This window comes from Streptomyces sp. TE5632 (genome assembly GCF_054061295.1).
The window spans coordinates 3878258-3900730 of the sequence record NZ_JBSSEA010000003.1 but is presented as its reverse complement, the minus strand read 5'-3'; the positions used below and the strand labels follow the sequence as shown (position 1 = coordinate 3900730).

The window sequence follows — 22473 nt, the reverse complement described above, 5'->3', positions numbered from 1 at the left end:
ACCGTCTCGATTGCACCAGTCTCACTCACCGGACGGAAGTTTCTGCCCTTTGTCCGGATCGTGAGACATCAATTTCATTGCGAAGCCCGCGAGAACCGAAGATCTTCCGCCTCCCTCTCCCGCGTCTCCTCGCGTCCTCTGTTCTTACCTCACCCGACGTCGAGGCGGAGGAGGTCCTCCTCGGTCTCGCGCCGGACGATCACCCGCGCCTCGCCGTCCGCGACGGCGACGACGGGCGGGCGAAGAACGTGGTTGTAGTTGCTGGCCATCGACCGGCAGTACGCCCCGGTGGCCGGTACGGCGATCAGGTCGCCCGGCGCCAGGTCCCCCGGCAGGAAGGCGTCGCGCACCACGATGTCCCCGCTCTCGCAGTGCTTGCCGACGACCCGGCTGAGCATCGGCTCGGCGTCGGAGCGGCGGGAGACGAGGGCGACGCTGTACTCGGCGTCGTACAGCGCGGTGCGGATGTTGTCCGACATCCCGCCGTCGACGGAGACGTAGGTGCGCAGGCCGGCCAGCGGCTTGACCGTGCCGACCTCGTACACCGTGAAGGCGGTCGGCCCGACGACGGCACGCCCCGGCTCCACGGAGATGCGCGGGGTGCCGAGGCGGGCGGCCTCGCACTCCCGGGTGACGATCTCGGTCAGCGCCTTGGCGATCTCGTGCGGCTCGCGGGGGTCGTCGTCACTGGTGTAGGCGATGCCGAGGCCGCCCCCGAGGTCGATCTCGGGCAGCTCGACCCCGTGCTCGTCACGGATGTCCTTGAGCAGTCCGACCACCCGGTGCGCGGCGACCTCGAACCCCGACATGTCGAAGATCTGCGACCCGATGTGCGAGTGGATCCCGATGACCTCCAGCCCGTCCAGCTGGAGCGCCCGCCGCACGGCCTCGGCGGCCTGCCCGCCGGCGAGCGGGATCCCGAACTTCTGGTCCTCGTGGGCGGTGGCGATGAACTCGTGCGTGTGCGCCTCGACGCCGACGGTGACCCGGATCTGCACCCGCTGCCGGGTGCCCAGCGACTGCGCGATGTGCGCGACCCGGACGATCTCCTGGAAGGAGTCGAGCACGATCCGCCCGACACCGGCCTCGACGGCCCGGCGGATCTCCGCCACGGACTTGTTGTTGCCGTGGAAGGCGATCCGGTCGGCGGGCATACCGGCGGACAGTGCGGTGGCCAGTTCCCCGCCGGAGCAGACGTCGAGGTTCAGCCCCTCCTCGTCGAGCCACCGCACGACGGCCCGGGAGAGGAACGCCTTACCGGCGTAGAACACGTCGGCGTCCTCCCCGAAGGCGCTGCGCCAGGCCCGCGCGCGGGCGCGGAAGTCGGTCTCGTCGAGGATGTAGGCGGGGGTGCCGAACTCCTCGGCGAGGCGCGTGACGGGAATCCCGCCGACGGTGACCACACCGTCCTCGTCACGGCTGACGGTCTGCGCCCACACCTTCGGGTCGAGGGCGTTGAGATCGGCGGGCGGTGCGGAATAGTGCCCCTCGGGAAGGACGTCGGCGTGACGGGGTCCGGCGGGGTGTGCGGAACGGCTCATTCTTCGCGTGCTCTTTCACAGATGGTCGGGTGCGTCGATGCCGAGCAGGGACAGGCCGCCGGCCAGCACCGTCCCGGCGGCTTCGGCGAGCGCGAGCCGGGCGCGGTGGGCGGCCGAGGGTTTCTCCTCACCGAGGGGCAGCACGGTGGGAAGCAGGGGCTGCGTGGCATCGGCGACGGTGACGAGGTGCCGGGCGAGCCGGTCGGGGGCACGGTGCCGGGCGGCAGCGGCCAGGACGCGGGGGTGGTCGGCGAGGGCGGCGAGCAGGGGCCGGGTTCCGCTCACGCCGACGGGGCCGGGCTCGGGCCCGAACCCGAGATCGGCGGCGTTGCGCAGGAGGGCACGGGTGCGGGCGTGGGCGTAGCGCACCCGGAAGAGGGGGTTGCTCTCCCGCTGGACCAGGTGCTCGCCGGTGATCCGGGGCCGGTCGTGCGACGCGGGCCGGAGCAACGCCCACCGCGCGGCGTCCCGGCCGAGGGGCAGCGGGTCGCCGGGAGCGGGCACGGGCCGGACGTCGAACCGGGGGGCGTCGTCCGGGTCGCCCTCGCCGGCGTCGTCGATGACGACCCCGAGAACGGCCAGCGCAGCGCCCCACTCGGGCGCGGAGGCCGCTACGTCTACATCGCAACTGGTCCGCACCACCACGCCCTGGGACCGCAGGATGCGAGCGAGGGCGTCGACCTGAACCAGGGCACGCACCTCGGCGGCCCCGTGCAGCAGCACCCGCTCCCGGCTCCCGCTCCTCCCCCCGTCCAGATGCCCGTAGGGAGCGCCACCGGCACCACCGGTGCTTCCTGCCCTCAGGATCTCCTCCACGAGGGCCACGGGAGCGGCCCCCCGCAGACTGATGTTGATGAACCCGGGCCCGGTGACGACGACGTCGCTGATGCCACCGTCCTGAAGGAGCCGGGCCCGCAGCACCTCGGCGACGTGCCGGGGCGTGTGCCCGGCCGGGCCGGCCAGCTGAAGCGCGACGTTGGTGGCGTACTCCCCGCACCCCCCGGGCCCCGGCGGCGCGACGGCGACCCGCTCGGGAACGGTCACCCGCAGCTCCCCTTCGTCGACAGCACGACGCACCGCGTGCAGCACGGTGCGGGAGAGCTCGACGGGGGTCACGGGACAAGCGTAGGGGAGGAGGGGGGTGGGTGGGCGAGCCGGTTTACCCGGAAGTCCGCCATCTGGACGCCCCGCCGGACAGATCTCCTGCCCCCGCTACCCCCCGGCGTGCCCGGCAGCCCGCTCGGTACCCCCGACACCACGTCCATCGCCCCTGCCGCCCTTGCTCCCGCACCGCCGCCGCTCGATCAACTTCCAGACGACCCGCACGAGTTCACTGGGTTCGAAGGGCTTGGCGAGGAAGGCATCGACCCCGACCTCAAGCCCGCTCTCGACCTCGTACCGGGTGCAGGCACTGATGATGGCGAGCGGAAGGTCCCGGGTACGGGGATCGGAACGCAATCGGGCCGCGGTCCTGAGCCCGTCCAGCCGCGGCATGGCGACATCGAGGGTGACGAGGTCGGGCCGCACCTGATGGACGACTTCCAGACACTCGGCACCATCGGCCGCGGTCACGACCTCGATGCCCTCAAGCTCGAGATTGACCCTGATCAACTGCCGGATGACCTTGTTGTCGTCCACAACAAGAACCCGGCGCGACGCCCCTGGCACAACTCGAGAGTAGGTCGAGACCGGCCACCGCGTCCGCGTTTTCCCCACTTCCACTCCCAAGGATGCCCCGCGAGCACCCAGGGTGACGCCCCCCGGGAAACGGGTTCCTACCCACCCCGCCGGAACTGGTACTGTTCTACCCGTCGAAGCGATCACCGCAACCGACACGCCCCCGTAGCTCAGGGGATAGAGCAACGGCCTCCGGAGCCGTGTGCGCAGGTTCGAATCCTGCCGGGGGCACTTGCCCAGGGAGCGACCACCCTTCAACGTTTAGGTGTGGTTCACCAGGGCGGATGCCGAGAGAAGAGGGCGGGAGTCAGTCTCACTGACTCCCGCCCTCTCTCGTTGTCTCTCACTGTTCGCGCACCATCTGCGATACACGCGACACACCTTTGACACGCTCCGGGCCGACGCCTGCCAGCCCCACCGTGCTGCCTTGACCAGCCGAGCCGTGCCCCTGACACTTGGCGTATGACATCTGTACTACGGAGCTCCGGAAGGAGGAACGATGACCCCTGAAACCCGAGGCAAGAAAGCCAAGCCAGCCGTTACCCGCGCGAAGCGAGGCGAGGCGAGCGTTACACGCAGCAGGACGACCAAGACCCCTCTGAGTAGCAAGACCACGAAAAACACAAAGTCTGATCAGTACCGTGGCCTGCTCCAAAAAGGCAGCTACTCCCGATCTACCGAAGTGGCTCAGGTCAGGCTGAGGCCTGACGAAATGGCAGACCTGCGACTGGTGATGCAGTCCCTGAACCTGCCATCGGTCTCCGATGCGCTTCGAGAGGGACTCCGCTTGCTCTCACGTGAGGCAGCAGAGGTAGCAGCCTCTGAGGAGATTCGATCCTTCTACCAGGGGACTCCCGCTCCTGCTCCCGCAGGTGTACTGCCCGCCACAGCAGAGGAGCTGGCGGCAGGGGACGAAATCGAATGGTGAGCCCCGGCACTGCATTGCGCGGTGAGGTCTGGGGATGTGTGCTGCCAAGCCCCATTGGCGCACATCCGGTAGTGGTTCTCACAGTCAATCGCATTGCTGAGCCCCTATCGGCGGTGACGATTGCCGTGGTCACGGGGACGTCTGGGCCTGCCGCTACTCACATTCCCATTGGTCCTGAATGCGGCGTTACCAAATACGACGAGTCCTACGTCAACTGCACTGACCTGCACACAGTCGACAAGTCCAGGCTCCGTAGGCGTCTCGGACTGCTAGATCCGGCCGAGATGAGGCAGGTGGAGGACCGCGTTCGCGTGATCCTAGGACTTTCCTAGGGCAACCTGATCAGGCAGCCTCAACGCTGGAAGGGCGGTCCGATTTTTCGGACCGCCCTTCCAGCGTTTGCGTCGTCGCTACGCGGAGTCGCCCTCCTCCTCCAATGCCTTTGCAATCTTCGCGTTGGCCGCTTCCTCGTGACCGTCAATGCAACCGTGGTACCGGCGGTGGATCACCTCTGGTGAGTTGCCGACCCTGCGCGCTACCTCGGCGATCGGAACCCCCGCGTTCAGCCACCGCGTAATGCAGGCGTGCCGTAGGTCGTACGGACGACCGGCCAACGGGGAGGCGACCCGTTCGGGCGGCAGCGCGTAGGCTCGCGCTTCCTCCCACACCCGCCAGTAGGTGGATGAGCCGACCACTCCCCCACGCTCGTTGCCGAACACGCGCCCTTCCTTGGCCGACCCGAAGGTCTTCAGGTGGGACCGGAGGATGGTGACCAGGACGGGCGGGATGGGCACCGGCCGGTCGCTGGTTGCCTCCCGCGCCTTCAACCCCCGGCGGTCGTGCCGCTCCCCGGAGTCGGTCCACTGCTTCCCGGAGACGGGACGCGTCTCCCGCAGCGTCAGCGTGCCCCACCCCGCCTCTGGTAGGTAGCAGTCCGACAGTTTCAGTCCGACCGCCTCAGCGGGGCGCAGGCCCGCGTAGTACAGGACCGCGTAGAAGGCCACCAGGCGCCGCCCACGGCAGCGATCCCACGACCCGACGTAGGAAACTGCCGCAAGCAACTGGCGGGCCTGTACGGCATTCACGAGGACACGTCGATCAACCACGCTGTTGGAGCCGACATGCTTCCCGCGGGCGCGCTGAAGCGGGTTCTCCAGGAGCTCTCCCGCGACCACCGCGTGTTCAAGGGCGGTGTTCAGGGCACGGCGGCGGCGCCGGTACGTATCGCCTGCCGCCGGGGTGCCATCCAGCTTGTAGCTCAGGCGATACAGCACGTCTTCGAACACCTCGGGGTCGGCCAGGTCGACGACCGGGCGGTCCGCCGTCGTGAGCCAGTCATACGCGGCTTTGAGGTCGGCCGGCGGGCCCTCACCCGCGTTCGCGGGCACGATCCCCCACCGGAACGCCAACCGCAGTTGCTCATCCGTGGGAGCGCAGTCCCCACGCTTGACCATGGCAAGACTCACAGCCGCAAGGCCGTCCGCCATGCCCTCACGGGTCTTGGCTGCGCTCGTACGCCACCGTCCGGCGACGTACCTCCGGCAGAACTCGAACCACCGACGCGGCGGCTTCACCTCAGCCGCCGCGGCTGCTTCCACCGCCGCGCGGACTTCGGACTCAGGTTGTCCACTCGCGATCTCGAAAGCCTCGCCCCGACGCATGGCCTGCCTCAGTTCCGAGCGTCGGCTCTCGGCAAGTGCGGACGTGGCGAACGTCGCGCTGCTCACCTTCCCGCCTACAACCCACCGGAGCTGATAGGGACGGGCCTTCCGATTGACCTTTGTGACCTTCCACAGTCGGATGTCGAGGGAGTACCCCGGCCGCGCCTCCCCGTGCGGGCGGCGGGCCGGAGCGTCGCCAGTCGTGCTCACGCAGCGTCCTCCCGCTCCGTGAGCCAACGCTCGTACTCCGACCGCCGGATACGCACGTCACCGTTCGGGAGCTTGATCGAGCGGGGCCCCTTTCCGAGTTGACGCCACCGGTAGAAGGTCGACGGGGCGACCTTCAAATCCGCAAGGACTTCCTGAACGGTCATCTTCTCGTCCACCGTGCGGGCGCTCATGCCGCCGTCCTCTCCAAGATCTGATGGTTCAGGGTCGATTCGGGCAGGTCGGGGGTAGACCGCTCCGGGGTGGGCGCGGCCATCTGGTTGGTGTGGGCGAGTCGGGCCAGGAGAGACAGGGCGGCCGGGTGGATGACGGACCCGGCCGGGGCGATCGACCGCAGCAGCAACAGGGCGATCGAGAGGGGGAAGCGGTCGGCCTTGCGGTGGTTGCAGTCGAGGCAGGCAAGGGCGAGTGCGGTCGCCGACCAGGTGTGCCACAAGCACCGGGGCACGATGTGATCGAGGGTGGCGTCATCGAGCGTGCGGAAGCGGCGACGGCAGTAGGCGCACCGGTGCCGGAAGACGTAGGCCGCTTGCCGCTTGCGGCGGCGGCGCACGTCCCTGTGGGGTTTGTTCGGCATGGTTACCACTCCGCCCGCAGCGCGCGGCGCCAGGTGCCATCCGGCCCAGCCGGCGGGGTGGCCCCGACCACGTAGCCACCGCCGTCCAACCGGACGATGAGCGGGGAGGGCTGGCGCGTGTCGGCGCGCATGAGGTCGAAACAGAACCGGCGGCGGTGCCAGTCCGGCAGAGCCTGCCGGTACAGCCAGTCACGGCCCGTGGCGCCCGTGACGCCGGGGCGCGACGCACCCGTGACGCCGGGCGTCACGCAGGTCAGCGCGGAGGCTGCGAACTCGCGCCCCATGGCCTCTCCGAGGCGCATGAGGGTTTCCACCGGTACCAGGGCGGCACCCTGCCGGATCGCACGCGAGACCAGCAGCGGCGCCCGTCGCACGGTGACCGCGTCGACCTGGTGATGCCGGTAGGCAGGCGACAGGTACAGAGCCACGGCCGCCTCACCTACCGTCATCGGCCGCGAGCGGGCCTCGGCGTACCAGAACGACAGGGCGAGCCGGTAGGCGAACTGACGGCAGGCGCCCACCTCGGGAAACTCGGCACTGTCCAATGCGGCGAAGTGGTCGATGACTTCGGCGATCCCTGCCGGACCCAGCATGCGCACGGCACCGTTGAGGGCGTCATAGAGGGTGTCGGTGTCGGGCACCGGAAGGGTGAGTTCGTCGGCCCCCGTCTCGAACAGTGCGGCGGCAACCTCCCCCATCGTCAGCTCCAGGCCCCGGATGGGGACCGTGGGGAAAGCCTCAGCGGCGCGGCGGCGCTCCCGCCGTGCCAGAGGCACGGCGGGAGCGGCCGGAGCCGTCACACGGGCGTACAGCGCGCCCAGCGGTCCCGGAGCGGTCATCGGACACCCGCCCGGATGCGCAGGGCGGTGGCCGTCTGGTGGACCGGGCAGTACAGCGAGAAGGACAGGTCCGGGTCCGGGTCGTCGATGTCGACCGTGCCGGTTCCCCCGCACGGGCAGTCGTCCATCGACGCTGCCCCGTTCCGGGTCCGGGCCGTCTCGGTCATCCCGTGCACCCGCACACTCAGCGCCGCCGCCGCGTTCGCCGCGTCCAGACGACCCACGTCCGGGAAGCACTGCTCATGGCGGGCCAGCAGCGCGGGCGTCGCCACGCCGTCCATCTCCAGCAGGAAGAACCCGTGGAAGAACTCGGCCAGCCGCCGCAGCTCGGCCGTGCCAAGCCGCTCGGCACCCTGCACGATCCAGGCGCGGACCAGGTCCGGCGTCCCCAGGGTGGTCGGGGTGGCCATGTCCGAGGCGTACAGCGCCACGGTCCGCTCAGGAACCGTCAGGCCGGACACGTCCACGCTGGTGAAAGCGGGCGCCATCATGCCTGCACCCCCTGCGCCATCAGCGTGGCCGTCAGGTTCTCCACCAGGGCTTCGAGGGTGCTGATCCGGTCGCGTAGTCCCTTGGTGGTCTGCGGCGCGCGGTCGAACCCCAGCTCGTTCGGGGTGGCCCGGTACAGCGAGCACAGCAGCACCCGGTAGGTCTCGTTCGGGCGGCTCCCACCGTGCTCCCAGCGCGAGAGCTGCACCTTCAGCGACGGCTCGGACGCCACCTGCCAGCCCCACGCATCGGCCAGCAGGACCAGGGCCCGCACGGCCTTGTCCTGCGACCAACCCCGAGCCACCCGCGCACGCCCCAACGGGCTGTTTGCGGACTGCAGTAACTGCGGCTGCTGCGGCGCCGGACCGTCAACGGCCACGGTCATCTCAGGCATCATGGAGATACCCCTTCGAGGGTCAGGGAGCGGCTGTCTGCTTGGCGGTAGGAGCCGCTCCTTGCTTTGTCCCGGCACTGGCCAGGACTTTTCGTGTTTCATCGCACGCCAGACAAGCGGTCTCCGATCGACCGATCCGACCGGCGGGCACATCCCTAAGGTTCCCTAGGGCACCCTAGGGTGTCAAGGGGTACAGTAGGCATGGCGTCCACTGAGACAAGGGAGCTACGGAGATGTCGGAGCAGGCCGACAATCGAGCGCCGTACGCGCAGATTGCCGCCCACTACACGGGGCTGATCACGTCCGGCGAACTGCCGCCGGGCTCGCTTCTGCCGAGCATCAAGAACCTCGCGCAAGAGTGGAAAGTCAGCACCGCGACCGCCGAAAAGGCGCTGCGGAAGTTGCGCACCGAAGGGTTGGTCAGAGGCATTCACGGCATCGGAACGGAAGTGCTGGACCGCCCCTCCTCGATGTCTTCCGGCTCCCAGCGCCAGGACCGGGGCCGCCGCAGCGGGTCAAGTTGGGGGTCCGGCGAACGGTCCGACTCCCACCAGGCCGCCGTTGTGCCGGCGCCCGCAGATGTGGCCGGTGCGCTGGACATCACGCCCGGTTCGGAGGTGGTCAGGCGGCGCCGGGTGTACCGCGACAGGCACGGGATCGTCGCGCACTCCACGTCGTGGATTCCCGTGCGGTACGGACGGTTGATCCCGGAGTTGATTAAGAGCGACCGCTTGACCGGTGGAACGTCGCTACAGCTCATCGCGCAGGCCACGGGCCGCCCGATCACTCACCGGATCGACACCGCGTCGGCTCGCCTCCTGACGCCTGAGGATGCACGACTCCTGGAGTTGAACGCCGCGCAGCCTCCAGCCGAGCCGGTAGTCGTGATGACAGCGAAGTTCATCGACAGCGAAAGCAACGTGGTGGAGTACGGCGTTGACCTCGGGGGCCCAGGACGTACGTGGCGCACGGAATCGGAAGTCACCACGTGACGGCCGCTAACCACACCGCGCGTCCGTCCTGCGTGCTGATGGCAGGACTGCCCGGCTCGGGCAAGACAACGCTTTCCCGCGCGCTCACGGCCCGCGGCTTCCTCAGGCTCTGCCCCGACGAAGAGATGTTCCGTCAGCATGGCGTCTACGGGGTCGACTTCCCCCGTGGAGTCTTCCCGACCCTCGAACGCCCGGTCCTCGAAGAGACCGCCATAGAGCTCCGCGAGCAACTGAGGGCCGGGCATGACGTGGTGGTCGACCACGGCTTTTGGACACCGGAAGACCGAGCTCATTGGCGATCGATCGCGACCGACGCGGGGGCGAGCACGGTGCTCGTCTACCTGGAGGCGAGCCACGAGGAACTATGGGCCCGTGTGAGCAAGCGGAATGCGCAGCATGAAGCCGACCCGAACTCTATCTACTTCGCCGAAAGTGACTTGCTCCGCTACCGCACCCGGTTCGTGCCTCCGGAGTCAGGCGAGCCACACCTTGTGTACAACGGCGACCCAGAGTCGGTCCTGAAGGCACTGGATGAGGTAGCCCAGGAAAGCAAGGGGTAGGAGGACCGCCCGGCAGGCGGGAACTCCCGGCCGGACGGCGATTGCCGCTTGAGCCGAGCGCCTTTCACTCTGTGTGGCGAATCACGGTCTCTTCCCCCTCTCTCTCCAGAGTCCGCTACATCCGCTACGCCGCTACATCCCAGCTCAGGACCGTGTTTTTTGTAGCGGACTCTGGAGAGAGAGGGCGCGCGGGCGCCGTCCGGCCAGGAGCTCCCGAGCGGACAGGCGCCCGAAGGTCGCCCGGCCGGAGGCCGGTCCCCGTGCAGTTCGGCGGCGGCGCCGCCGTTCGAGGGTCGTGCCGCGAAGCGGCTCATCACCGCTCTTCGCTCTTAAGCGGAACTCGCCGCAGACTCGCTTAGGGAGGCTGAGCCACACCCTTTCAACTGCTCTCAGGAGGGGGTTTCACCGCACCGACCTGCGTGCCTCCCTGACTCCCTGATCGTTGATCTACGCAGGTCAGATACAGGGAGGCACGCCGGGGAGGCACTCAGGGAGAACTCCCTGCCTCCCCGGCACCTCCCCGGACGCATCCCCGGCGAAGCGGAACGGAACGGCACCCCCGTGGAAGAAGCGGTGCGACTGCTCCGCCGGAGGTGTCACGGGCCAGCCGCAGGCTGACTGTCAGGCGGTGTCAACCTCGGTGTCAGGAGCGCGTGACACCCGCGCTTGCCTAGGGGTTTGGGTGTCACGCCTGCCTGGCTGTCAGGAGGTGTCAGCTCTTGGCACACCGCGAGCAGACGAATCGTCAGCACTGCGTACTACTCAGGCGCTCGACGGACTGAGGCTGTCCCCTCATCATCCTCCGAGAAGCCTTGAGATGAACTCAGAGTGAGCCGTATTAGCGTTCCGGTAAGCGCCGATGATCGAATCTATATCCGCGCGCGAAACAATGCCGTCCGCAGCAGTCATCGCGCGAAGAAACGAGTCCGCCGGCACAACCCCCCGGAGTGCCTCGTACAGCAGAATAAGGGCATCTACGACAAGGTACCGCACAGGAACTGATGACTCATAGTTGAGATCCTCGATCTTAGCCTTAATGGTCTTTGAGCCCTCGGGTCCGACGATCAGAACAAGCTTCAATGGGGGCAAGGTTTTAAGGCGTCCTCGCACATCGCGGATATATTCGGTGATCGCTCTGGCATCCTTCGTGGGAAGAGCGTAGTGGTTGTGCGTACTCTTCGCTTCCACCAGCATCGTGTAAGGGTCTGAACCACCACCCGAGGAAATGCAGATTAGATCAACCCGCCGCTGGCCTCGTTGGGTCGGAACGACCATGAATCCCAGACTCTGCATGAGCAAGTTCAGAGAATCTTCGAACCTGCCTTCAACATTCTTTTCCCCGTACTTTTCAACGACCCGCTCCTCTCTCCTTGCCAAGGATCGCAATTCGCGGATTGAGACAGCATCCCGCCAAATTAGGTCCCTAAACTCAACATCGGCCTTGTCTCGCCGATCCACCGCCTCCCTGGAGCGCTGCGCCAGAGCACGCGCAAAGAGGTGAGCCATCGTGAGATGCTCTCTGTGTGAGCTAGCAAGAGCTACTTCCGACATGTGCTCAATGGCCCAAAACACGAACAGGTCGTACCCGACCGGCGTTTTACCCATTGCCGCCGACCCCGCAACCTCCATGAAGTAGGAGTCCCACCAACCGCTACAAAATTCTGAAAGCAACCTTCTTTCAACAGCCGCATCAAACCCATAATCGGCCGTCAAAATTTCATGCTGGAACTGTCGATGAAAGGGCCAAGCCCTGCGCCCGTCACGCAAGAAAGCTTTCTCGGCATATTTCATGACAGTACAGAAGTGGTCCGCCAGAATAAGGCTAGCCGTACGCCAACTTGTCTCATCATCTTCCGTGACGCCAGAATCCGTAACCGGCACCATCTCTTCAGCTCGCTCCAAAACCGGCATCCATACTGCTTTGATTTGGTCCAGAATATCGGCACACTCATCCCCACCACACTGACTATAATGCATATCTCGCGGAGACGGAATTCTTCCGATATCACTAACCGTGACAATGTCTCCGAATAGGCGCATAGCCTTTGAGTAGTGCCCAATCTCGCCGGATGGAGAAGTCTCGACTTGACCTGTCACGTCGTCTACCCCCACATAACTGGCCCAACAGCGTTCCGCCAAGTACAGATTTAATCAGTGCACGAGTACCGCTGTCAGTAGGAGGCGCTACATGCTCTCGCTTCAGGTCAGCTCGGCCTGCCAGTCAAACGATGGCAGGGCAGACAGCGGCCCGAGTGCAGCGGACCTCTCGCACAGTTCCCCTCAAAGTGCCGGCGTCAGGCTGTCTGGCCGCAGACGACCAACGGGTGCAGGACCCAGAGGCAACGCCGGCTTCGCACCATCTGCGATACACAGAGGCTCCACATGCCTCTCTGGATCAAGGAACTGCCTGATCGGACCACGCTTCCAGGCCAAAATCTGAACGTGCTCCGGAGCCGTGTGCGCAGGTTCGAATCCTGCCGGGGGCACCCTGTGCAAGTGTGCCCAAGACCCCGTCACCAGCGGAAACGCTGAGGCCGGGGTCTTCGCGTATGTGCAGGCGTGTGCCGCCCGAAGCAGCCGTATGTCGGGACCTGTGGACTGTTCGTGGACAGGATCTTGGGGCATCTTCCCTGGTCAGCCCTGAGGTTTTCGAAGTGCCCGTCAGCCGGCGTCCGGCCACTCCTCAGGAGGCGGAGGCGGTTCCGGGTCGTCCCGGCGCTCCACTCGCCGTGCGTTCTCCCCTCGTAAGCTCGTCAACCACGGCCACAGATCCGGCAGAGGTTGTGCCGGGCAGGCGAGACGGTGCTCGATACGGCACCGCTGGAACTGATCCGGCGGACACACCCCGTAGACCGCCACTCGCCCATCGGACAGCTCGATCCACCGATGCCCCGCCGGCACCGTATGGGCCGGCGGGCGCGTGTCCGGCTCCAGCAGCACCCATTCCTGCTCAAGTGTCGCCACACGATCCTGCAGCAGCCCGCAGTACGGGCAGCGCGACCGCCCACCACCCAGCCGCCGCAGCTTCTCTTCTGAAAGCCCCATACCGTGAGAGTCGCCAGCCCGTCGGCCCAGGCGTAGGGCGCGAGCATCAGCTGTCCGCGGAAGGTCTCCGCCATCGGATGCTCGGCGACGAGCTCCCGCAGGTCGCCGACGAGTTCCCGGCTCTCGCCGAGCGCGAGACGCAGCTCCATCAGCTGCTCGACGGCGGCCAGTCGGCGTTCCTGGAGGACGACCGAGGCCGCGGCGATCACCGATCCCCCGCCACCCGGCATGACGGGGCCGCGCCACAGGGCCAGCGCGGCCCGCAGCCGGTCCGCCGCGTCGGCGCGCCGGCCCGCCTCCAGGGCGTCCCGTGCCTCGCGCAACCGGTCGGAGAACCTGCTGAGGTCGAGCTGTTCCCGGCTGACGTCCGCGCGGTAGCCCGGCCCGTCGGTGACGAGCAGGGCGGCGCCGCCCGGTATGCGCTGGCGCAGCTCGGCCACCGCCTTGCGCACCTGGTGTGCGGCCGTGGCCGGCGGTTCCTCGTCCCACGCGGCCTCGACCAGGCGGGACACCGGGACCATACGGCCCGAATCGAGCAGCAGGGTGGTGAGCACCCTGGAGGCGATGGGCCCGCCCAGTCGGATCCGGGTGTCGCCGGCTCTGACCTCGAGCGGCCCCAGGATCGCGAAACGTAAGTCCCCACCAGTGCCAGCAGTCACCGCGCCCCCCGCGCTCCCCCGTACCACATTCTCGGGCGTATGGTCTCACGAGACACGATCTCGGCCGTCTCCTGCGAACATTTTTCTCCCTCCGCAAGGGACCTCGGCAACAACAGGAGGGGAGGGCCGGGCTGTTGTCCGGTCCTCCCCTGTGTGCCGGGAGTTACTCGGTGACCTCGTGGTCGTGGCCCTCGTGCAGGCCGCCGCCGCTGCCCGCCGAACCCTTGGTGTTCCGCGGCGCCACCGGCTTGCTCAGCAGGCTGGTGTCCCAGGCGTACTGGCCCGCCGCGTTGGCGATGACGTCGATGTTGACGTCGAACGCCTTCATGTTGATGTTCTTCAGGTTGTCGCAGGCGGCGTGGTAGCAGGCGTCGTACGCGACACCGGCCTTGCCGCCGTACGCCTTCGCCTGCTCGGCCGTCTTGATGCCCTCGGCGCCGGTGAAGGTGCCGCCCGAGGGGATGCCCACCTCGATGAACGGCCCGTAGTCCGACCGGCCGGTGAAGTCGGTGCCCTCGTGCGGGATGCGCCGGCTGTCCAGGTAGTCGGTGATCTGCCGCTCCAGCTGCGCCGAGCCCTCCGGGCCGGGGCCGGCACCGACCTGGTCGGAGTCGTCGCCGTCGTAGACGAACTGGGCGTGGTTCGGCGAGGCGATCATGTCGAAGTTCAGATACAGCTTGACCTTCGCACGGTCCGCCGCCGAGAGGCCGTCGACGTACGCCTCCGAGCCCAGCAGGCCGAACTCCTCAGCCGACCACCAGGCGAAGCGCACCTTGTTCTTGGTCTTCTCGTGGGCGAGGTTCAGGGCCACGTCGAGGATGCCGGCGGAGCCGGAGCCGTTGTCGTTGATGCCCGGGCCGTCCGCCACCGAGTCCAGGTGGGCGCCGAACATCACCACGTTGTCGGCGGAGCCGCCCTTGGTCTCGGCGATCACGTTGTAGGTGCGCCGGGTCTCCGAGAAGGTGCGGATCTCCAGGTTGACGGTCACCGCGCCGGCGGCGGCCTTGGCCGCGAGCGCCTCGCCGTCCGCCTGTGTGACGCCGCCTGCCGGGATCTTGGCGACGGCCGGGTCTCCCAGGGTGCCGTTGAGCGCGCCCTCGGTGTTGTTGTAGATGATCGCGCCGACCGCGCCCGCACCGGCGGCGGCCTCCTGCTTCTCCGCGAAGGTGCAGCCGCCGCGCTTGATCAGCGCGATCTTGCCGGTGAACGTCTCGGGGGCGTAGTCCCCCGGCTCGCAGCCGGTGGTGTCGTCGACCGGCACCGCCGCGACCGGGGCGGTGATGCCGCCGACCGGACTGCTGGCGGAGTACGTCATGGCGGTCACCGGGACGTCCTGCTGCTGCGGCGACACCACCCGCAGGCTCTGCGCCAGCGTCTCGGTGAACGGGAAGTCGAACGCGTTCCGGGTCACCGAGTACCCGGCCTTCCGCAGCAGGCCTTCGACGTACTCGGCGGACTTCCGGTGCCCCTCCGACCCGGCCACCCGGGTGTTCCCGTTCTTGTCGGCGATCCGCTGGAACTGTCTCAGATGCTCGTAGGCATCCTTGGCGTCGCTCTTCTTGACGAGCTTCTTCGCGAGCTTGGCAGCCTCCTTGGCAGGGTCGCTGTGGGCGGAGGCGGTGCCCGATCCGATCAGCAGCAGCGGCGTTATGAGCCCTGCGACGGATACGGCGACTACCGTGGTGCGGCGGTTCCGAGCGTTCAAAGCGCTTCCTTCCGGCGGTCCATGGGGAATGGGCGTAAAACCGAAAACAGGCCGAACGATGTGCAGCGGTACTCCGGGCAGGCAGGGATGGCTGGATCGCTCTGCCCCTGCCACCGGCAAGGAGAAAGGTATCTGCTCACCAAACGCTTGGTAATGGGTCGACGGGAATCTTCGGCGTCGCCGTCACCAGTGTGTACCGATCGGCCGTTGACCCAATGGAGTTGACTGGAAGTCACCGGAGCAGGACGGTGCCGCGTCAGGCGGCGTTCGCCCCGTGGCGATGTGTCACCCGGTTGCCGTGCCCTGTGCCCTGCAAAGAGGTCTGTCAGGTTGCCCCGGCGGCGGTGAGCACCTCGTCCGCCAGCGGTTCGTCGAGTGCCGCGTGGACCAGGCCGTCCGCCAGCCGGGGCATCTCGCGGGCGGAAACGAGGCTGCTCAGCCTGTCGGGTGAGGCCGGCAGCCCGAGCCGCCGGGCGCCGTCCAGGGCCTTGCGGTCGATGTACGGCGCGTACTCCGGCCACACGCCCTGCACATCACGCAGGAAGATGTCGGCCCCGGTGGGCCCGATCCCGGGGATGTCCATCAGGGCCTTCTTCGGGTCGGGCTCCTCGCGCAGTCGGCGCAGATCGCCGCCGTGGCGCTCCAGCAGCAGTTCGGCCCCCTTGCCCAGCATCGTGGAGGTCCGCTCGTCGTACCGCCGGTAGCCGCCCTCGCCGAGTGCGTCGACGCGCTGCTGCCAGGACGCGTCCGCCATCGCCCGCGGGGTGCGCATTCCGGCGTCGAACAGCGCCCTGGCCGCTGCCACCGCGGTGTCGGACCTGATGGGAGCGCTGAGGAGAGTCGCGAGCACGAGCGTCTGGTACAGCGGTGCCGGGGTGTTGCGCAGCCGGATGCCCGCCTGCGCCGCACAGGTGCGCCGCTGTCGGTCGAGCAGTGCGCGCGCCACGGCTTCGTCCGTCGCGCCGGTCGTCTTCTTACCGGCCTTCCCGGTGGTCTTCGTAGTCATCGCCTGGTCACCCGTTCGACGGTTCAGCGGTTCACCGGTTCACCTGTGCGTCGGCTCACCGGTTTCCCCATGGGAGGCGTCACCCACTTTGTTCGAGTTCCCCTCTTCGTCCGATGAGTTCCCGCCGGGTCGCGGGTCTGTTCCGGTGAGCGTCACAGGACGTCCGTACGACGCCGCCCGGCCGCCCGCCCGTCGTCGGACCTGACGGCCCGGTCCCGTTCCTGGACCGTGCCAGGGCCGCACCACCACGGCCCGGCAGCTGAAGGACGCCGTCCGCCCCAACGCCCGCGGCGTCCCGTTCGCCGCTCTGAAGGGATCGCACGGCTTCGCGGATCGTTCGGTGGCGTGTCACCTGCTGAAAGAGGACCCTGGATGCAGGGGCAACGTGATGGAGAGACACCCCATGGCTCGGACCAGTACAGGCCACAAGGCGCACACGCCGTTCTTTTCCCGCCCCGGCGTCCGTCGCCTCGCACCGTTCGCCCTGATCACCGCGATCGCTCTGATCTTCATCTTCGAGAACCGCGCGAGTGTCGAGATCCGGCTTCTCATTCCGATGGTGACCATGCCGCTGTGGGGCGCCCTCCTGATCGCCTGGGGCCTCGGCATGCTCGCCTGCCTCTTCACCCTGCGTCGACGCTCGAACCGGCGCTCACGACGGACGGGGTGAGTTCCAGCGCCGGCACCGCGTCCCTCCCGAACGGTTTACCGCCGCCGGTGCGGGCTACGCGGGCGGTGCGACGCACCGCCGACGCAGACCCGGAGGTTCCCATGACCACGCGGATACGTGACGTGATGTCGCCCGGCACTGCCGCCGTCGAGCCCATGACCACGGTGGCGCGAGCCGCCCGGCTGATGCGGGAGCAGGACATCGGCGACGTTCTGGTGACGTACGACTGTGACCTGTTCGGCATGCTCACCGACCGGGACATCGTGATCCGGGCCCTCGCCGAGGGCCTCGACCCCGCGGTCACGTCCGTCGGCTCGGTGTGCACCCGCCCGCCGGTGGTGACCCTGGCGCCGGACGACACCACCGATCACGCGGTCGAGCTGATGCGGCGGTACGCCGTGCGCCGCCTGCCGGTGGTGGAGCACGGTGGCTGCCCGGTCGGCATCGTCAGTCTCGGCGACCTCGCCACCGCCGGCGACCCGCACTCGGCCCTGGTGGACGTCAGCAGGGCCTCCCCCAGCCGTTGACGGAGGCACATCGTGCGCGACGAAGACCCCGACGTGACCACTCGGGAGGCGCCGAGGGCGCGCTCCGGGTCGATCGGCCGGCGTTGGCCGCGGACGGGCACCGAACCGGTCACCGCCCGCAGTCCGCTCCGGCTGCGGCTGCTGCTGGCGGGCGCCTTCCTGCCGCTCTTCACCGCGGCGGCCGTGTTCTTCGGCCTCTGGGCGGCGGAATCCGGGCCCGGCGACAGCCCCGGCCGCGGCGAGCTGGTCGTGATCACGGTCGTCTGCGGTGTACTCGCCCTGTCGGCGGTGGTCGATCTGTGGGTCGTGATCCGTCGGCTGCGGCGCGAGCGGGAAGCCGGTGCCTCAAGGTAGCGGGGTAACCGGACAGCGGGGCAGCGAGGCAGCGGGAAAAGCAGCGGGGCAGCGAGGAAAAGGGTGAGGCCGATGATCTCCCGAGTGTGCACGGTGCCCGTCGGCGACATCGAGCTGACGGGCGACCTCGACGTGCCGACGCCCGCGCGGGCGGTCGTGCTGTTCGCGCACGGCAGCGGCAGCTCCCGGCACAGCCCGCGCAACCGTGCGGTCGCCGCCGAACTGCGTACCGCGGGGCTCGGCACCCTGCTGATCGACCTGCTCACCGAGGAGGAGGAGCGGCGCGACACGGTGACCGGCGAGCATCGCTTCGACATCGCCCTGCTGGCCCGCCGCCTGGTGGCCGCGATCGACTGGCTCGAGGCCCGGTCCGAGACCCGGGACCTGCCCGTCGCCCTGTTCGGCGCCAGCACCGGTGCGGGCGCGGCCCTGGTCGCCGCCGCCGAGCGGCCCGCCCGGGTGCTGACCGTGGTGTCGCGCGGCGGACGGCCGGACCTGGCGGGCGACGCCCTGGAGGCCGTACGCATGCCGGTCCTGCTGATCGTCGGCGGACGGGACGACCAGGTGATACGGCTCAACGAGGAGGCGGCCCGCAGGCTGAGCGGTCCGCACACCCTGCGGGTCGTGCCGGGTGCCACCCATCTGTTCGAGGAGCCCGGCGCACTGGAACAGGTCGCCGAGGCCGCCCGCCGGTGGTGCGACGAACGGCTGAGGGCCGCGGCCGGCTGAGCGGCCCCGAACCGCCGTTCGTCTTGGAGCCGGCTCCGGCGCCTCGGCGCCGACGGCGACGGCGACGGCAACGGCGACGGCAACACAGCCGTTGCCGGCCAGGAGGAGCACTACCTCACCGACTCCCTCGAAGCCCTGCGCGCCCTCGTCACCGACATCGAGGCAGGCAAGGCCGACCACCTGCTGTAGGGCCCACAGCACGCGCCGCCACCAGTCGTTGCCGTGCACGGCAACGCGACTGACGATGCGTCAGGACAACGAGGGCGCAGCTCAGGCGGGTAGAAGGAAAGAACGTGCCATGACTCGATCCTCTCGAATGATCGAGTCTCCACCGAACCCGGAACGGTTCAGGGACAGGAACACAGGCAGGAACACAGACGGGGCCAGGCACGGGGAGCCGGCCCGTTCCGGACTCCGGCACGTGGCGGGCCGCCCGGACGGCGGCCGTTCAGCCGGCGCGGGCCGCCGACCGGGTCGGTGGAGCCGGTGCTCCCGGTTCCGGGACGGGCGTGGACGTGATCTCGATGAGTTCGCCCTGCCGGACGCGGGCGTAGAACCACCGCGCGTCCTTGACGCTCAGGCCCAGCCAGCCGGTCCTCACGCCGAGGGCACCCAGGGGCTTGGTGCCGCCGGCCAGGGCACCCGCGTAGACGGACATCCGGTTGCCGGTACGCAACTCCACCACGTACGGGACCTCGGTGCCACGGCGGTTCTCGGCCCTCGGATCGCCCGGCAGCGTCATGGCCTTGTGCTTGGCGCGCACGGTCAGTCGGTGGCCGGGAGGCAGCGCGGCGACGGCGTGCGAGTCGACACGCATGACGTGGCCACCGATCGTGAGCGTACGGCGGCCCAGGTCGAGGAAGCCGTCCGTGGCGGAGGCCGAGCGTGTGGGTGCCCCGTCGGGCGCCGACGTGCCGGCGGTCGTCGGGGTACCGGAGGCCCGGGCGCCGGACGAGGCGGCCGGGAGGTGACGGTTGTGGCCGGGCTCCTCGGTGTGCACGGTGAGTCCGATCGTCGTCAGCACACAGGCCGCCGTGGCCACCATGCCGCATGCGACCGTGGTCCGGCGACGGCGGGAGCGGCGCCGCGCCCGGGTGCGCACCTCGACCGCCGTCACGGGCGGCGGCGCTTCGTGGTCCGCCGCCAACTCGCGCAACGCGGTGGCGAGTTCATCCGACACGGCCGCCCTCCCTCCAGGCCGGCTCCTCGGCCTCGTCCACCGCCAGCTCCTTGGCCAGTGCCGCCCGCCCCCGGAACAGCCGGGCCTTGACCGTCCCCACGGGCGCGCCGGTCTCGGAGGCTACCTGCTCGACCGTGAGGTCGCACAGATGGTGGAGGACGACGGCCATGCGCTGGGTTTCCGGCAGTCGGCGCAACGCGGCCACCAGCGCGGTGCGTTCGGGGCCGGGGCCGGGGGTCGACTCCGGCGGCGCGGAATGGCGCACCAGCTCCAGCCAACGCTTCGCCCGTCTCCAGCGGCTGACCGCCAGACGCATGGCGACGGTGCGGGTCCACGCCTCGGGTGCCCCGTCGGCCTGGAGCTTGTGGCGCCGGTCCCAGGCCCGTACGAACGCCTCCTGGACCACGTCCTGGGCCTCGCCCAGATCCCCGGTGAAGGCGAAGAGCTGCCCGGTCAGACGGGGGAACGCGGCCGCGTAGAAAGCGTCGAACTCGTCCTCGGTCATGCCCTCCGCCGGTGTCCTTGAATGTCCCTTGCGACCCGGCTGTCCCTGTCATGTGCACAGATCCCGCAGATCACGCATATGGAAGCACAGCCCTCAGGGAAGACGCCGAACACGGGTCCGAGGATCCATCGACCGCCGTACGGCCGCCCGTGCGCCGGCCCCGTCCCCCTTGTCTCCGCCGTCGGCGCCTCCGTGCTCACCCGGTCGAGATGCCGTCGGGTCACCGCCGCGCGGTGATCGAGAGGATTTATCTCCTTGTGGTCATTTGAGGGTGCCGCGGCCCGCATCCGGTACCCGGGGTCCGGTGCGAGACGCCTGGAGGTGGTGATGCTGCTGAGTCTGCCGGAGCGGGAACGCCTGATGATCTGCACGGCGGCCAAGCTCGCCCTGGAGCGCAAGGAGCGCGGCCTGAGGCTGAATCTCCCCGAGGCGACCGCGTTCATCGCCTCGTTTCTCCTCGAAGGCGCTCGCAATGGCCGCACCAAGGCCGATCTGCGGAACGCCGGCCGGGGTCCGCTGCGCCGGGGGGACGTGATGGACGGCGTACCGGAGATGCTCACTCAGGTGCAGGTGGAGGCGGCCTTCCCGGACGGCACGAAGCTGATCGCGGTGCAGGAGCCGATCCAGTGACCAGCCCTCGGCGCGGCCCCGGATCGGGAGAGGAACTCGTACCCGCGTTCGGGAAGAGCGGGCGTACGGGGATCGTCCAGCCCGGCGCCGACTCGGGCGAGCTGGAAGGCTCGCCGGGACAGATCGTCTACGCCGACGAACCGGTCACCATCAACGCGGGGCGGCCCGTGGTCACGGTGCGGGTGGACAACACCGCCGACCGGCCGGTCAGCGTCGGCTCGCACTACCACTTGGCCGAGGCGAACCCTGCCCTGCGGTTCGACCGGGATCTGGCCTGGGGCAAGCGTCTGAACATCCTGGCGGGCGCGATGGTGCGGTTCGCCCCGGGCGCCACCGTGGAGGCCGAACTCGTCCCGCTGGCCGGTCGGCGCGTCGTCCCACGGGCCACCGCTTTGGCGGTGGCGGCACCGGTGACGGCACGGTCATGCCGCTGGCCGGGCCCGGCCTCCTGGTCGGCTCACTCGCCCCGGACTCGGCGACACTGCGCCGTCGGCTCGACGCCGCCCTCGACGATCTCCTCACCGGCGTCCTCGCCGGTGAGGACGGCGTCGAGGGGCTGTCCCGTGCTCCCCGACCGGTCTCCGCACCGGCTCGCGGCTGACGGATTCCCGCGGCAGGCGCGCCACGACATGCCTGGTACGGGGAATACGGGCAGGTCAGCCCGTTCGGCCGGCTCCGCCCGTCCCGTTCACAGCCGGGCCCACGTGTTCCGGTCCCGTGCCATCGCGTGCAGGGCCTCCACGTCGGCCGGTTTCAGCACTCCCCCCAGACGGCCCAGGCTCTCCACGTCGCCGTCCGTCAGGACGCGCACCTCGCGCGGCGGAGTCGCCACCGTCATGTGGGACGCGCCGACCAGGACCAGCACCGGACGGACCTCCGCGGTCAGGGCGTACGAGACCCGGTCGGCGTCGGCGCGGAGGCGGCGCAGCAGAGGGCGCGGCTCGCGGCGGCCGAGGGCCACCCGGGGGTCGTCGACCGTCACCCGCTGCTTGTGGGCGTACAGGGCGTGGACGGCGTACAGCCCGCCGGGGCCGATGAGCAGGTGGTGGACACGGTCGCCGCCGGGGAGCGGCACCGAGTGCAGGGTGCGTACGCCCAGGCCGTCCATGCGGTCCAGGGCCTCCCCCACCGCCCGCTCCGCCGTGAGCGCCTGCCGGCGCGGGTCGGCGCGGAAGCGGTGGGCCGGGCCGGGGTCGCGGTCGAGGGCGATCAGCAGGGCCTCACCCGGGCGGTTCGGCGCGAGATCGTCGTCGGGGTGCAGGGAGAGTCGGGCCAGCTCGGCGGGGGTGGGGACGGGGGGCGGGCCGACCGAGACCGGGCCGGTGAGGAAGGGGCCGAGCGCTTCGAGCACATCCGCCTCGTGGTCCTCGCCGAGCACGTTGACCCTGGCCGACTCACGGTCGTACCAGGCGAGGTTCCTGCCGTCCGGGAGACAGACGTACAGCCGCTCCTGGCCGTGCCGCCAGGCCGGTATGACGCGCAGACCGTTCATGCACCATCACCCCGTCTTCCATGGGAACAGGCAGGTGCTCCCGGGGCAAGAACCCGGATACCTTTGAGATGACGTGAACGGTGAT

The 22473-nt window shown here is 69.0% G+C and carries 25 protein-coding genes, 1 tRNA gene and 2 pseudogenes; 11 read left to right on the top strand and 17 right to left on the bottom strand.

The window, feature by feature from the left end; translation table 11 throughout:
* Positions 1-149: 149 nt before the first annotated feature.
* The 3 genes from lysA to ACVW19_RS23170 all read right to left on the bottom strand — a co-directional run bounded on the left by lysA (position 150) and on the right by ACVW19_RS23170 (position 3257).
* Positions 150-1541: a diaminopimelate decarboxylase gene (gene lysA / locus ACVW19_RS23180; protein ID WP_457461426.1), complete on the bottom strand. Its 1392-nt coding sequence runs from the start codon at positions 1539-1541 to the stop codon at positions 150-152.
* A gap of 15 nt (positions 1542-1556) precedes the next feature.
* Positions 1557-2657: an ArgS-related anticodon-binding protein NrtL gene (nrtL, locus tag ACVW19_RS23175; RefSeq protein WP_457461425.1), complete on the bottom strand. Its 1101-nt coding sequence runs from the start codon at positions 2655-2657 to the stop codon at positions 1557-1559.
* Between the two features lie 96 nt (positions 2658-2753).
* Complete coding sequence (locus ACVW19_RS23170) at positions 2754-3257, bottom strand: response regulator (protein WP_457464745.1); 504 nt, start codon at positions 3255-3257, stop codon at positions 2754-2756.
* A 120-nt stretch (positions 3258-3377) separates the two neighbouring features.
* Between ACVW19_RS23170 and ACVW19_RS23165 the strand changes: the two genes are divergently transcribed.
* Together ACVW19_RS23165 and ACVW19_RS23160 are read left to right on the top strand one after the other, a co-directional pair.
* Positions 3378-3449: transfer RNA gene (locus ACVW19_RS23165), tRNA-Arg, on the top strand.
* A gap of 690 nt (positions 3450-4139) precedes the next feature.
* Positions 4140-4478 carry a type II toxin-antitoxin system PemK/MazF family toxin gene (locus ACVW19_RS23160; RefSeq protein WP_457461423.1) on the top strand — a complete coding sequence of 113 codons (339 nt, stop codon included), beginning with the start codon at positions 4140-4142 and terminating at the stop codon, positions 4476-4478.
* 78 nt (positions 4479-4556) lie between these two features.
* On the opposite strand, the gene ACVW19_RS23155 is transcribed toward ACVW19_RS23160, so the two are convergent.
* Genes ACVW19_RS23155 through ACVW19_RS23130 form a run of 6 tightly spaced genes read right to left on the bottom strand, consistent with a single transcriptional unit; the run spans position 4557 to position 8214 of the window.
* The gene (locus tag ACVW19_RS23155) at positions 4557-6017 is read right to left on the bottom strand and encodes a tyrosine-type recombinase/integrase (RefSeq protein ID WP_457464744.1); all 1461 of its coding nucleotides are present in this window, start codon (positions 6015-6017) and stop codon (positions 4557-4559) included.
* Positions 6014-6208, bottom strand: coding sequence for a helix-turn-helix transcriptional regulator (locus ACVW19_RS23150; RefSeq protein WP_457461421.1), 195 nt, complete (start codon positions 6206-6208; stop codon positions 6014-6016). Before ACVW19_RS23150 ends, ACVW19_RS23155 begins: the two co-directional genes overlap by 4 nt.
* Positions 6205-6612 (bottom strand): HNH endonuclease, encoded by a 408-nt coding sequence (locus ACVW19_RS23145; RefSeq protein ID WP_457461420.1) that lies wholly within the window; start codon positions 6610-6612, stop codon positions 6205-6207. Before ACVW19_RS23145 ends, ACVW19_RS23150 begins: the two co-directional genes overlap by 4 nt.
* A 2-nt stretch (positions 6613-6614) precedes the next feature.
* Positions 6615-7451, bottom strand: coding sequence for a hypothetical protein (locus ACVW19_RS23140; protein ID WP_457461419.1), 837 nt, complete (start codon positions 7449-7451; stop codon positions 6615-6617).
* The gene (locus ACVW19_RS23135; protein ID WP_457461418.1) at positions 7448-7942 is read right to left on the bottom strand and encodes a hypothetical protein; all 495 of its coding nucleotides are present in this window, start codon (positions 7940-7942) and stop codon (positions 7448-7450) included. The genes ACVW19_RS23140 and ACVW19_RS23135 overlap by 4 nt, the downstream gene beginning before the upstream one ends.
* On the bottom strand, positions 7939-8214 hold the full coding sequence (locus ACVW19_RS23130) for a hypothetical protein (RefSeq protein ID WP_457461417.1): 276 nt from the start codon (positions 8212-8214) through the stop codon (positions 7939-7941). The genes ACVW19_RS23135 and ACVW19_RS23130 overlap by 4 nt, the downstream gene beginning before the upstream one ends.
* Before the next feature lie 353 nt (positions 8215-8567).
* On the opposite strand from ACVW19_RS23130, the gene ACVW19_RS23125 reads away from it, so the two are divergent.
* Both ACVW19_RS23125 and ACVW19_RS23120 read left to right on the top strand, forming a co-directional pair.
* Positions 8568-9326 carry a GntR family transcriptional regulator gene (locus ACVW19_RS23125; protein ID WP_457461416.1) on the top strand — a complete coding sequence of 253 codons (759 nt, stop codon included), beginning with the start codon at positions 8568-8570 and terminating at the stop codon, positions 9324-9326.
* Entirely contained in the window at positions 9296-9886 is a 591-nt protein-coding gene (locus ACVW19_RS23120) for an AAA family ATPase (protein WP_457461414.1), read from the top strand. Before ACVW19_RS23125 ends, ACVW19_RS23120 begins: the two co-directional genes overlap by 31 nt.
* 795 nt (positions 9887-10681) lie before the next feature.
* Here ACVW19_RS23120 and ACVW19_RS23115 read toward each other — a convergent pair.
* The 5 genes and pseudogenes from ACVW19_RS23115 to ACVW19_RS23095 form a co-directional block, all read right to left on the bottom strand.
* Positions 10682-11797, bottom strand: coding sequence for a hypothetical protein (locus ACVW19_RS23115; RefSeq protein ID WP_457461413.1), 1116 nt, complete (start codon positions 11795-11797; stop codon positions 10682-10684).
* 750 nt (positions 11798-12547) lie between these two features.
* A complete protein-coding gene (locus ACVW19_RS23110) occupies positions 12548-12931 on the bottom strand; it encodes a DUF6083 domain-containing protein (protein WP_457464742.1) in 384 nt (127 codons plus the stop codon).
* Between the two features lie 38 nt (positions 12932-12969).
* Positions 12970-13452, bottom strand: a pseudogene (locus tag ACVW19_RS23105) (AfsR/SARP family transcriptional regulator); the annotation flags it as partial.
* 301 nt (positions 13453-13753) lie between these two features.
* Entirely contained in the window at positions 13754-15295 is a 1542-nt protein-coding gene (locus tag ACVW19_RS23100; protein ID WP_457461411.1) for a M28 family metallopeptidase, read from the bottom strand.
* A 325-nt stretch (positions 15296-15620) separates the two neighbouring features.
* Positions 15621-16301 (bottom strand): endonuclease, encoded by a 681-nt coding sequence (locus tag ACVW19_RS23095; protein WP_457461409.1) that lies wholly within the window; start codon positions 16299-16301, stop codon positions 15621-15623.
* A 403-nt stretch (positions 16302-16704) separates the two neighbouring features.
* Between ACVW19_RS23095 and ACVW19_RS23090 the strand changes: the two genes are divergently transcribed.
* The 4 genes from ACVW19_RS23090 (at position 16705) to ACVW19_RS23075 (ending at position 18581) form a co-directional block, all read left to right on the top strand.
* On the top strand, positions 16705-16971 hold the full coding sequence (locus tag ACVW19_RS23090; RefSeq protein WP_457461407.1) for a hypothetical protein: 267 nt from the start codon (positions 16705-16707) through the stop codon (positions 16969-16971).
* 101 nt (positions 16972-17072) lie between these two features.
* Positions 17073-17498, top strand: a complete 426-nt coding sequence (locus tag ACVW19_RS23085) for a CBS domain-containing protein (protein ID WP_457461405.1) — start codon at positions 17073-17075, stop codon at positions 17496-17498.
* Positions 17499-17510: 12 nt separating this feature from the next.
* The gene (locus ACVW19_RS23080; protein WP_457461404.1) at positions 17511-17852 is read left to right on the top strand and encodes a DUF6343 family protein; all 342 of its coding nucleotides are present in this window, start codon (positions 17511-17513) and stop codon (positions 17850-17852) included.
* A 72-nt stretch (positions 17853-17924) separates the two neighbouring features.
* Positions 17925-18581, top strand: a complete 657-nt coding sequence (locus ACVW19_RS23075) for a dienelactone hydrolase family protein (RefSeq protein WP_457461402.1) — start codon at positions 17925-17927, stop codon at positions 18579-18581.
* Between the two features lie 448 nt (positions 18582-19029).
* On the opposite strand, the gene ACVW19_RS23070 is transcribed toward ACVW19_RS23075, so the two are convergent.
* Both ACVW19_RS23070 and ACVW19_RS23065 read right to left on the bottom strand, forming a co-directional pair.
* Complete coding sequence (locus ACVW19_RS23070; protein ID WP_457461401.1) at positions 19030-19761, bottom strand: hypothetical protein; 732 nt, start codon at positions 19759-19761, stop codon at positions 19030-19032.
* Positions 19751-20266, bottom strand: coding sequence for a SigE family RNA polymerase sigma factor (locus ACVW19_RS23065; RefSeq protein ID WP_457461399.1), 516 nt, complete (start codon positions 20264-20266; stop codon positions 19751-19753). Before ACVW19_RS23065 ends, ACVW19_RS23070 begins: the two co-directional genes overlap by 11 nt.
* 327 nt (positions 20267-20593) lie before the next feature.
* Between ACVW19_RS23065 and ACVW19_RS23060 the strand changes: the two genes are divergently transcribed.
* The 3 genes and pseudogenes from ACVW19_RS23060 (at position 20594) to ACVW19_RS23050 (ending at position 21497) form a co-directional block, all read left to right on the top strand.
* Positions 20594-20896, top strand: coding sequence for an urease subunit gamma (locus ACVW19_RS23060; RefSeq protein WP_457461397.1), 303 nt, complete (start codon positions 20594-20596; stop codon positions 20894-20896).
* A 101-nt stretch (positions 20897-20997) separates the two neighbouring features.
* A pseudogene (ureB, locus tag ACVW19_RS23055) lies at positions 20998-21276 on the top strand (urease subunit beta); the annotation flags it as partial.
* 44 nt (positions 21277-21320) lie between these two features.
* Positions 21321-21497 (top strand): hypothetical protein, encoded by a 177-nt coding sequence (locus tag ACVW19_RS23050; RefSeq protein ID WP_457461396.1) that lies wholly within the window; start codon positions 21321-21323, stop codon positions 21495-21497.
* Positions 21498-21584: 87 nt separating this feature from the next.
* Here the strand turns inward: ACVW19_RS23050 and ACVW19_RS23045 are convergent, their stop codons facing one another.
* Entirely contained in the window at positions 21585-22388 is an 804-nt protein-coding gene (locus tag ACVW19_RS23045; protein ID WP_457461394.1) for a nuclease-related domain-containing protein, read from the bottom strand.
* Between the last annotated feature and the right edge of the window lie 85 nt (positions 22389-22473).

Bases quoted from the DNA above. Each gene is read 5' to 3' on its own strand.
- lysA (WP_457461426.1), bottom strand. From the start codon at position 1,541: ATGAGCCGTTCCGCACACCCCGCCGGACCCCGTCACGCCGACGTCCTT.
- ACVW19_RS23160 (WP_457461423.1), top strand. From the start codon at position 4,140: ATGGTGAGCCCCGGCACTGCATTGCGCGGTGAGGTCTGGGGATGTGTG.
- ACVW19_RS23150 (WP_457461421.1), bottom strand. From the start codon at position 6,208: ATGAGCGCCCGCACGGTGGACGAGAAGATGACCGTTCAGGAAGTCCTT.
- ACVW19_RS23145 (WP_457461420.1), bottom strand. From the start codon at position 6,612: ATGCCGAACAAACCCCACAGGGACGTGCGCCGCCGCCGCAAGCGGCAA.
- ACVW19_RS23140 (WP_457461419.1), bottom strand. From the start codon at position 7,451: ATGACCGCTCCGGGACCGCTGGGCGCGCTGTACGCCCGTGTGACGGCT.
- ACVW19_RS23135 (WP_457461418.1), bottom strand. From the start codon at position 7,942: ATGATGGCGCCCGCTTTCACCAGCGTGGACGTGTCCGGCCTGACGGTT.
- ACVW19_RS23125 (WP_457461416.1), top strand. From the start codon at position 8,568: ATGTCGGAGCAGGCCGACAATCGAGCGCCGTACGCGCAGATTGCCGCC.
- ACVW19_RS23115 (WP_457461413.1), bottom strand. From the start codon at position 11,797: ATGCCGGTTTTGGAGCGAGCTGAAGAGATGGTGCCGGTTACGGATTCT.
- ACVW19_RS23110 (WP_457464742.1), bottom strand. From the start codon at position 12,931: ATGGGGCTTTCAGAAGAGAAGCTGCGGCGGCTGGGTGGTGGGCGGTCG.
- ACVW19_RS23095 (WP_457461409.1), bottom strand. From the start codon at position 16,301: ATGACTACGAAGACCACCGGGAAGGCCGGTAAGAAGACGACCGGCGCG.
- ACVW19_RS23090 (WP_457461407.1), top strand. From the start codon at position 16,705: ATGGCTCGGACCAGTACAGGCCACAAGGCGCACACGCCGTTCTTTTCC.
- ACVW19_RS23085 (WP_457461405.1), top strand. From the start codon at position 17,073: ATGACCACGCGGATACGTGACGTGATGTCGCCCGGCACTGCCGCCGTC.
- ACVW19_RS23075 (WP_457461402.1), top strand. From the start codon at position 17,925: ATGATCTCCCGAGTGTGCACGGTGCCCGTCGGCGACATCGAGCTGACG.
- ACVW19_RS23065 (WP_457461399.1), bottom strand. From the start codon at position 20,266: ATGACCGAGGACGAGTTCGACGCTTTCTACGCGGCCGCGTTCCCCCGT.
- ACVW19_RS23060 (WP_457461397.1), top strand. From the start codon at position 20,594: ATGCTGCTGAGTCTGCCGGAGCGGGAACGCCTGATGATCTGCACGGCG.
- ACVW19_RS23050 (WP_457461396.1), top strand. From the start codon at position 21,321: ATGCCGCTGGCCGGGCCCGGCCTCCTGGTCGGCTCACTCGCCCCGGAC.
- ACVW19_RS23045 (WP_457461394.1), bottom strand. From the start codon at position 22,388: ATGAACGGTCTGCGCGTCATACCGGCCTGGCGGCACGGCCAGGAGCGG.